Origin of the sequence: Thermodesulfobium sp. 4217-1 (genome assembly GCF_039822205.1) — a bacterium.
In the GTDB taxonomy this organism is placed as follows: Bacteria; Thermodesulfobiota; Thermodesulfobiia; order Thermodesulfobiales; family Thermodesulfobiaceae; genus Thermodesulfobium.
In genome coordinates, this window is the sequence record NZ_JBAGBW010000039.1 from 1 (window position 1) to 9,118 (window position 9,118).

The window sequence follows — 9,118 nt, forward strand, 5'->3', positions numbered from 1 at the left end:
CCCTTATCATCTTTGAACTGCTCATAAACCTCTTTGCGATTTGCAAGCATCTTGTTATAGACAAACCGCACACAGCCAAAAGTTTTATTGATAAGAATTTCCTGTTCGGGAGCAGGGCATATGCGGTACTTGTAAGACTTATTCATATCTTCTCACCCTGGTTTTCGATGTATTCATCGCCATACATAACTATACTGCTGATTTTATCATGGCTGTACTTTGGAGACAAGAACAAAATAAAGAGCGGCAATTCATCTCTCACCTAATTCATTGCGATTCGTTGAGGCGGTGGATGAATTGCCGCACAAGGTTAAATAGCCAACACCAGGCTCACCAAGCAAACTGGCTGAAACCTGATAACCTCCCATAGTAATAGCGTTAAATCCTGCTTTTTCAGCTATTTTTGCGCTAAAGGCATCGTAGACGCCTGGCAGTTCTAATATGTCTTTTGAATATAGAAGTTTTCTAAATAAGGTCGTTGCTCTTTTTGACAGTGTACCCTCCTGAGAATTTTAGAAATACGATTATTATCTAAAATTATATACCTATTAGCTTGTTCATTAATTATTTTTATTTTTAAACGACCATTTACTTATTTTTATATGTAGGCCTTTTTGTTGACAAATTGCGCAATAGCCTTACAATAAATTAGTAATGTTGTAAGTTTAATTTAGCCGTCTTTATAATTTTTTAAGGAGGTTCGATGATGGGGGAAATTAAAGAAAATGCAAAGGAGAAACATTCTCAATCGAGCATCGCTGCTAGGTTAGAAAGGCTTCCTCTGAGCGGTTTTCATTGGAATTTTTTGTGGATGATAACTGCTGGAGAGTGGTTTGACACTCTTATTCTTCTAAGTTTAGGGTTACTTGTAGCATTGATCGGTATTAGTTTTGGATATCCATCTGGTAAGGGACCTATTATATTAATCTCTTATGCTTTTTTTGGAATGCTTTTTGGTGCAATTATTCTCGGCAGGCTTGCTGATATTTTTGGTAGAAGGACAATGTACTTTTTTAATTTGTTAATTTTTGGAATTCCTCTAATCGTGGCTGCATTCCTCAACGATCTTAATATCATTTTGATATTGATATTTATTGCAGGAATGGGTATAGGCGCAGAAGGAGTTTTAATGGACACCTTTATAAGTGAAGTGATGTCCAGGAAGACAAGGGGCAAAAGACTTGCTCTGGCTTATACGGTAGTCGTCACTTCTGCACCTATTGGTGCTCTGCTTGCAGCAATTACCGAAAAAAATATGCCTCATGATGCCTGGAGAGTATTTCTCCTTTTTGCAGGTATTGGTGCACTGGTGGTTTGGGTTGCAAGGTTCAAGATGATTGAATCCCCAAGGTGGTTGGTTAGCAAGGGTAAATACAAAGAAGCAGATGAACTAATGACTAAGATTGAAAACGATATTATGAAAGAAAAGAATCTAAAATCTCTGCCAGAGCCAGAAATTAGAGCAGAAGCCAAACAAGAGGCATCGAAATATCTTGATCTGTTTAAGCCTGGCATCGTGGGCAAAACAGTTATGATGTTTATTTTTATGTTCTTTCAATCTGCTCTCTTTTATGGATTTACCGCATTAGTTCCATTGTTTTTGGGCAGCAGAGGGATAAACCTTAATCAGATATTTACTTTTACCTTTGTAGTGTATTCGGGCTTTTTAATTGGAAGCATATTTAATGTTTTTGTAATAGATAAGATCGAACGTAAATACGGCTTAATAATATCTATTATTGCTGTAGGTGTATTCGGAGTCTTGTTCGCATTTTCAGGAGATATCTATTTGGCATTGCTTATGGGCTTTCTTACTACCTTTTCTCTTTGGAATATGTCAAACTTTTATCATCAATATAATGCAGAAATCTTCCCAACTCAAATCAGGGCTAGCGCCACTGGAACTTCTTATGCATTGAGCAGGCTTAGCTCAGCAATTTTGCCAACCTTTATAGGCACTGTCATTTATAAAGAATATGGTATTGGCGGAGCATTTGGAATGCTTTGGTTTTTTATAATAATTCTTGTGTTAGATCTATATTTTCTTGGGCCAAAGAGCACTGGCAGGAAGCTGGAGGAAATTAAGTAAGCCTTTAAGTGAAAAAATATATAAAGCCCTTCAATAGATCAAAGTAAATTTGAGATTTGAAGGGCTTTATGCTTTTATATTTCTTTATTGAGATTTTCGTATTCTTTATATTTAATCAGATCATATAATTCTTGTCTTGTTTGCATTTTGGAAATTAGATCTTGTTGAGTGCCATCTCTTAAGATATTTTCAAATCCTTCTAAGACAGCCTTGTTTGAAAGCCTTAGGGCGGTTACTGGAAAGATTACAAATTTGTACCCAAATTCCTTAAATTTTTGGATGCTGATATAGGGTGTCCTCCCGAATTCTGTCATATTTGCTAGCAGGGGGGCGCTAATTTCTTTTGAAAATAGTCTAAATTCATCTTCTGTTTCAAGCGCTTCTGGAAATATTACGTCTGCGCCAGCTTTTAGATACAGCTTAGCTCTTCTTATCGCTTCCTCTATTCCATATACGGCTTTTGCATCAGTTCGGGCAATTATTATAAGATCTTTCGATGATTTTCTTGCTACAGATATCTTTTCTATCATCGCTTCTGTATCAACTATCTTTTTGCCAGATAAATGACCGCATTTTTTTGGCAAAACCTGATCTTCTATCTGGATAGCTGCTCCTCTTGCTTCCTCTATCTCTTTTGCTGTTCTTGAGACGTTTAAGGCTTCTCCAAAGCCTACATCTATGTCTACAATTAAGGGTAGGTTTGACGATCTATAGATATATCGAGTCATCATTGACACTTCGCTTAACTCTATCAAACTTAAGTCTGGCAATCCAAGGCTAGCGCTGAGAGCTGCGCCTGACAAATAACAGCACTGAAAGCCTGCCTCTCTTGCAAGAAGGGCGCAGATAGGATTGTATACTCCTGCAACGGGTATTATGTCATTCTCTTTCATTAGTCTTTTCAGGGAAAGAGAGGGATTTTCTTCTTGATTTTCTACCAACCAGGTCATCTTTATACTCTCAGGTTCTTTGTTATATCTGAAATATTTTCACACTTATCCAGGTTCATTATGATATCTATAATAGCATCTCTTTCTGAAGTGCTCAGGATCGATTCGGTATTGTCTTTAAATTTCTTAATGACTTCATCATCGGTCATCTTATTTTTTGAGTGGCCACGGGGATACATTATCTCTTTTGAATATGTTTGGTTGTCCCTTGTATTGAGCGTTATGCGATTGGGAATGCCTTCAGGATATAACTTAGCCAGCTCTAAATCTTCTTTTATCTTAATCTTCTTAAGAGTATTTTTTATAAAAGGATCGTTTAATTTATTTTTAGAGAAAGAATCCTTTGAGATATCTCCATCTAAGATACATGCAGCTGTAATGTATTGGAGGCTGTGATCTGCGGTCTCTTTTGTTTTCGGGCTCCATTTTTCTGGGTCTTTTGCGATAATATCGTATGCAGCTTGAAATGTTTCAATAGTGATATAGTCAATATCATCTGGTGATTTTATATATCTATGAAGTTCTTTAGAGATGTCTACTGCGCTTTGGGCATGGTACTCAACAGGGTAAAATTTTATGTATGTATCTAATATTCTTCGGGGAGAGTCTGCGTTAAATAAAGAAATCAAAGCTTTGTCATCAAAGGCATCGCCATCAAGCAATTCTCTAAAAAAACCCATTTCGCCTTCAAAGGGTTTATTTGGACCTGTCATACCACAAGATGCTTGAAGTGTCCCAAAGATAGCATTCCTTACGGAATTGGCAGCCGCTGCTCCCTTCCACATGGATAGCTCTCCCGAACGCGTCTGTCTCATTGATGAGTTTGGAACTATTGTAATAGAGATAGCATTTTCTATTGTTTCTTTTTTTAGCTTAAGCAGTCTGCCCAAGCCACATACTGTTCCAATTGAAATGTAATTTACATGATCCCATCCATGGTCTCTGAGGCTGGCTGCATCACATAAACTTACAGCTATCTCATAAGCTACAGCTATCGAATCTATAAGTTTTTTACCGCTTAGATTTTTCCATTCGGCTACAGACCATAAACCTGGTATCATATCGCTTGGATGAAGAGGCTCCTTCGAAAGATATGTATCGTTGAAGTCTAAATATCTCACGAGTACACAGTTTGCAAAAGCTGATATTTCAGGAGTAGTCTTAAAGTTTAGTCCAAAAAGACTTGCGCCATTTTTGTGTTCGAACATATAAGCATAGTTTCTAGCGGCTTTTGGTGTGCTCTCATGAAAAGCCAGGTACATTACTCCAAATGAGTCGAGTATTCTTCTTTTTACTTCATGCGCTGTTTCTGGTGAGATATCCTTAACTTTTAACGCATAGTCTGAAAACAAATCAGTATATTTGTCCATTTCAACGCTCCTCACAATTAATAGTCGAAACTTATTTATTCATTTCAGAAAAATACTTATATATTGACACATACCTGAAGACAGCATGCTGCAATTTACTAAAGGGGAGCATTATAAAGAAGGTTATGACGATGCTCAGATGAATTATCAATAAAATAGGCATAAATATTGTAGATCTGAAAAGTAAAACTAAAAAGCCAGTTAGAACGGACAGTAATAATATCATTATAAAATTAATGTCCATCGAGTTTACATTCTCGCTATATGGTATCCTATCCATTTTAGTTCTCAAATATAGCAGTCCAGTTAATCCTAAAAGCAATAATGCTCCGCCAATAGAGCCAAATATTACTGGCAGGCTGGTAAAAGTATATGGCGGCGAAATGTTTAAAATATGACTCATAAATGCAGCTATTAAAGTAGATATGAAAGTTATTTTGAATCCAAACAATACAAATTGGTGGTAAATCCTTCTTGAAAAGCTGTATTCTTCATCTGGATAATTGCAACCAAAGCCTCCTCCACCAAGGAACTCTAATAAGATTACGCTCTTTAATGATCTAATATGGCTGGAGAGTTTAAGGAAATCGCCTTTTTTTATACCAATATAATCGCAATAGTCAATAAAGTTTTTTATGTAGATGGTTAATGATATGGCGAATGGAATAAGCATTGTGATAATTAAAAAGTTTTCAGGTAAAATACTGTAAAACGAAGCATTTTGATCAACGATGACTATTAAACTCAATTTCCCAGTATAGATTATTGACGAGATAGTATAAAAAAGAAATGAAACTATAAAAGTAGCAATGCTATAAAGATGCGGCTTATCAACGATATCTTTTGAGAATTTTGAATTTCTATAATTTTTATAGGTTTCCAGCCTCAATGTTCCAAAAACTTTTGGGATGTTTATATCAAAAGTATGGGGTGGAGCGTATTGGCATGCATAGTAGCAACCCCTACAGTCGTGACAAAGATTTGCCAGATAGATTATGTCATTGTCAGAAAAGGTTCTTCTCAATTCTATTGCTTTGAAAACAGGGCAAATGTTTTCGCAATATCTGCAAGCGTTGCAAATATTTAGTGAAAATCTTGCATCCTCAAAATTTTTATCGAACATTTGCAGCCTCTCTCCCAGCCGTAATACCAAAAACAGTACCAATAGTCAAACCTGTTCCTGCCATATATCCCTTGCTCAATATGTTTCCAGACATAATCTCTCCAGCAGCGAAAACGTTTTCGAAAGGTTCCTCATTGTTTGTCAAAACCTGCGCATTTTTGTTTACTTTAACTGATAGATAAGTAAAAGTAATGCCAGGTCTTAGCGGATAGGCATAAAATGGTGGCTTATCGATAGGCAGCGCCCAATGGCTCTTGGGGGGTTCTAAATCAACAGTTTTACAATTGTCTAAGATAGATGGATCGAATTCTCCTAAAGACAAATGATTGTTGTAATTTTCTATGGTTTTTATTAAATTTTCAGAATCAAGGTTAACCTTTTCGGAGAGCTCTTTTAGAGAATCGGCTCTGAATGCAGGAAAAGCGGATGGCATAAAAAGATTTACTACCTTAGAATCGAAAATTACATGTCCTATCTGATCAGGTTGATTGATTAATATATGCCCCCAGATTGCATATCTCTTGGGCCATATATTTTCTCCTTCATCGTAAAATCTTTCAGCATTCTTGTTTACAACTATGCCAAAGGGTATGCAGTCTAACCTGGTCACTATGCCACCATCAAATTTTGGTGCTCTTGCATCCAATGCCAACATATGAGCATTTTTTGGATCTCCAATAGGCATTGCATCGTCTTCTATTAGAATTTGGAATATGTTTCCTTCATCATATGGGGTTCCTCTGATTATTAGATTTTTTGCTGGATCTCCCCAAATTTCTTTCAACTGTTCAATATTGCTCTGAAAGCCACCACATGCGAGGACTAAGCTTTTTGCGGTTATTTCATGAAGGCTATGTTTGTAGTTGACTAAGACTGAATAAAATTTTTTGTTTTTAAACTTTAAATCAACCACAAATGCGTCATAAATAATTTTTACACCAACTTTTTGGCAATAGTGATAGTAGTTATTAACCATGGACTTGCCGCCGCCAGAGAAGAATGCCACGCTGTTAGCTAAGTGAAGAGCGCCTTTTATGGTAGGCTGAAATTTGCACCCGTGATTTTGCATCCAGAAGATGATGTCTTGGGATTTCTCTACACAAAATTTAGCCAATTCTTTATTCGTCTCGCCCTTTGTTACTTCGAGTATATCATTGTAGTAATTTTCTGCTGTGTATGAGCCAACTGTGTATGAATTTGGTTTATCGTGAGCATATCTGATATCTCTGGTATGACGGCTATTTCCCCCTCTGTAAAATATTGGGGATCTTTCCAGTAGCAATACCCTTGCGCCGTTTTCTGTAGCGCTCATTGCAGCGCAAAGACCTGCGTTTCCGCCTCCAACTACTATAACGTCGTAGTCCATAATGTCCTAAATTAGATTAATGCAATTCAATATCTTTTGTCTCCTTTGACAGCAAAGCTGAAAGCATAACCAAAATTTCTCCAAATATTATAAACGCACTCCACATATTTGGGAAATTAGAAGAGGAAATTTTAGTGAACACTAAGAGTATTGCCGTTCCCCAGTTTCCGAAGATAAACCCGAAGTTAAATGAGATGCCTACCGCTGTGCTTCTAACGTGTGTAGAAAATCTTTCAGACAGATAAGTAGGTGTGACTCCATATAGCCCAGCGGAGAAGAAGCCTAATATGCTTGCAAATACAGCACAATATGTAAAGTTAGTTGTTTTTGAGATGATCTGAGTAGCAAATAATGAAATTATGATTGCTATCAAGGAAAATGTTATGACAGTTTTCCTTCTTCCGATATAGTCGCTCACAAAACCAGAAGAAAGATATCCAATTACAGCTGCAGTTAGCGCTATTATTACTACATATAGCGTTTGTGGAAAAGCAAAAAGTTTTCCTAATGCCAAAACGGTAGGGAAAAACCCAAGAGTTAAACCATAAATCCAGGACATTCCGACCATAAAAAGAATTCCTGTAAGAACCTCTTTCAAGGTTTCGCCATTTTTTAAAATTTCAGTCAAAGGCATTTTCTTAGTTTTGCCCTCTTCTTTCGCCCTTTCCCATTTTGCAGACTCTATCATTCTGTACTTTACAACAAGAAGTGCAATGACTGTTAAGACTATCGAAGACCAGAACATCCATCTCCAGCCATAATTTGCAAAGCTCTCTTTTGGAATTGCATAGTGTAAAAATAAAAATAGTATAGCTGCAACCAAGAAACCTACTGCATATCCTGCCTGTATTGCTCCTCCCCAACGCCCTCTCTTATTTTTTTCTGCAGATTCTACTATGATAACTGCGCTATTGCTGTATTCTCCTCCTGCAAATATGCCAGTCAATGCCCTTAAAAATGTTAGTAAAATTGGAGCCCAAACGCCTATACTATGATAGTTTGGCAAGAATCCTGTAAGAAATACAGAAAGCCCTAATCCAGCTACTGCAGCAAATATTGCTTTTCTTCTGCCAATTTTGTCGCCAAGAATACCGAAAAGTATCCCCCCTAAAGGTCTAAAAACCAGTGTAATGGTATAAATGCTCCATACTCCTATAATGGCTATTGCAGAACTCTTTGGAAAAAACTGAGGTGCAAGAATAGGTATTAACAAGAACATCATACTTAGATCAAAGCCGTCCACCATCCAGCCAATAAATGCGCCCGGATAGACATTCCATGGATTAATCTTTTTTTGATCAGCTTCCATTTGCCCCTTTACCTCCCAAATTTATTTGTGTTAAACAAATCAATTAGATATTTATATATCTTAAATTATATTATCTTTATGTTCAATATGCTTAAAAAGTAAGACACGACGATCGTGCTGATAACTTATATAGCTTCTTTAAAGATAAGAGGTTAAATATTAACTGAGAAAGTTAAGATAACTCTAAAAATTTTCCTATAAACATTGTGGTAAAATTAAATCAATTGAAATTGATTTTTAGGGAAGGGCTGTTTTTAATTAAAAGGAGGTAAACAATGAAACCTATTTTTTTTAGATCGGCACAAAGCTACGAGCCTCAAAAAGATTGGAAGCGCACAAGCCTTTGCAATCAAGAATCCATATCAATAGAACATTTTGTAAAGCCTCCACATCATTCTTCTCCAGAACACTTTCACCCTAGCGCTCAAATTTTAGTTGTGTTAAAGGGCAAAATGTCTGTAAAAAACCAGGATAGCGAAGTCGTGCTATCGGAAAACGATTGCGTATATATAGAGCCGAACGAAATGCACACTGTAGTAAACGTATTAGATGAACCCTCAATTGGCCTTGATATTTTTGTGCCTGGCAGGGATTTTAGCTTTTGGCTAAATAAGCTATAAATTATCTAAAATATTTAACATGTGTATCGATTGATAGATAATACATATCATTACCTTACCTGTTAAGGTACTTGATACATTTCAACCTGTTTAAGTTGCGAATCTAATATATGAAAAAATAATCTGAATTATAAAAATATGATTTCAATAATCAAATAATAAAAAATTCTTTAATCTAATCGACCTCGTGAAAAGATGGAAAAATAGGGTCAAAGGCTCTATCAAATCTTGAACTCTTTGCTGTTATTTTGGGGAGCGGAATAAGGGAAAAGATGTTTTTGAAGTAGCCAA

General features: G+C 36.3%; 9 protein-coding genes. 2 read left to right on the forward strand and 7 right to left on the reverse strand.

Annotation, left to right across the window (positions count from 1 at the left end):
• The coding region (locus tag V4762_RS09565; RefSeq protein WP_347315561.1) for a helix-turn-helix domain-containing protein at positions 1-146 on the reverse strand (146 nt) is incomplete at its 3' end.
• 105 nt (positions 147-251) lie between these two features.
• Positions 252-494 carry an isocitrate lyase/phosphoenolpyruvate mutase family protein gene (locus V4762_RS09570; RefSeq protein ID WP_347315562.1) on the reverse strand — a complete coding sequence of 81 codons (243 nt, stop codon included), beginning with the start codon at positions 492-494 and terminating at the stop codon, positions 252-254.
• A 209-nt stretch (positions 495-703) separates the two neighbouring features.
• Here V4762_RS09570 and V4762_RS09575 point away from each other — a divergent pair, with 209 nt between their 5' ends.
• Positions 704-2,089, forward strand: a complete 1,386-nt coding sequence (locus V4762_RS09575; RefSeq protein ID WP_347315555.1) for an MFS transporter — start codon at positions 704-706, stop codon at positions 2,087-2,089.
• Between the two features lie 74 nt (positions 2,090-2,163).
• Here the strand turns inward: V4762_RS09575 and prpB are convergent, their stop codons facing one another.
• Genes prpB through V4762_RS09600 form a run of 5 tightly spaced genes read right to left on the reverse strand, consistent with a single transcriptional unit; the run spans position 2,164 to position 8,207 of the window.
• Entirely contained in the window at positions 2,164-2,994 is an 831-nt protein-coding gene (gene prpB / locus V4762_RS09580; protein ID WP_347315563.1) for a methylisocitrate lyase, read from the reverse strand.
• A gap of 47 nt (positions 2,995-3,041) precedes the next feature.
• The gene (locus tag V4762_RS09585; RefSeq protein WP_347315556.1) at positions 3,042-4,409 is read right to left on the reverse strand and encodes an MmgE/PrpD family protein; all 1,368 of its coding nucleotides are present in this window, start codon (positions 4,407-4,409) and stop codon (positions 3,042-3,044) included.
• Between the two features lie 31 nt (positions 4,410-4,440).
• The gene (tcuB, locus tag V4762_RS09590; RefSeq protein ID WP_347315557.1) at positions 4,441-5,532 is read right to left on the reverse strand and encodes a tricarballylate utilization 4Fe-4S protein TcuB; all 1,092 of its coding nucleotides are present in this window, start codon (positions 5,530-5,532) and stop codon (positions 4,441-4,443) included.
• On the reverse strand, positions 5,522-6,898 hold the full coding sequence (gene tcuA, locus V4762_RS09595; RefSeq protein ID WP_347315558.1) for an FAD-dependent tricarballylate dehydrogenase TcuA: 1,377 nt from the start codon (positions 6,896-6,898) through the stop codon (positions 5,522-5,524). Before tcuA ends, tcuB begins: the two co-directional genes overlap by 11 nt.
• Before the next feature lie 16 nt (positions 6,899-6,914).
• On the reverse strand, positions 6,915-8,207 hold the full coding sequence (locus V4762_RS09600; RefSeq protein WP_347315559.1) for an MFS transporter: 1,293 nt from the start codon (positions 8,205-8,207) through the stop codon (positions 6,915-6,917).
• Between the two features lie 275 nt (positions 8,208-8,482).
• Here V4762_RS09600 and V4762_RS09605 point away from each other — a divergent pair, with 275 nt between their 5' ends.
• The gene (locus V4762_RS09605; RefSeq protein WP_347315560.1) at positions 8,483-8,827 is read left to right on the forward strand and encodes a cupin domain-containing protein; all 345 of its coding nucleotides are present in this window, start codon (positions 8,483-8,485) and stop codon (positions 8,825-8,827) included.
• The last annotated feature ends 291 nt before the right edge of the window (positions 8,828-9,118 follow it).

What these genes read in the sequence shown, in the direction of transcription:
- tcuB (WP_347315557.1), bottom strand. Translation starts at nt 5,532, where the DNA reads ATGTTCGATAAAAATTTTGAGGATGCAAGATTTTCACTAAATATTTGC.
- tcuA (WP_347315558.1), bottom strand. Translation starts at nt 6,898, where the DNA reads ATGGACTACGACGTTATAGTAGTTGGAGGCGGAAACGCAGGTCTTTGC.
- V4762_RS09605 (WP_347315560.1), top strand. Translation starts at nt 8,483, where the DNA reads ATGAAACCTATTTTTTTTAGATCGGCACAAAGCTACGAGCCTCAAAAA.
- V4762_RS09575 (WP_347315555.1), top strand. Translation starts at nt 704, where the DNA reads ATGATGGGGGAAATTAAAGAAAATGCAAAGGAGAAACATTCTCAATCG.
- V4762_RS09585 (WP_347315556.1), bottom strand. Translation starts at nt 4,409, where the DNA reads ATGGACAAATATACTGATTTGTTTTCAGACTATGCGTTAAAAGTTAAG.
- V4762_RS09600 (WP_347315559.1), bottom strand. Translation starts at nt 8,207, where the DNA reads ATGGAAGCTGATCAAAAAAAGATTAATCCATGGAATGTCTATCCGGGC.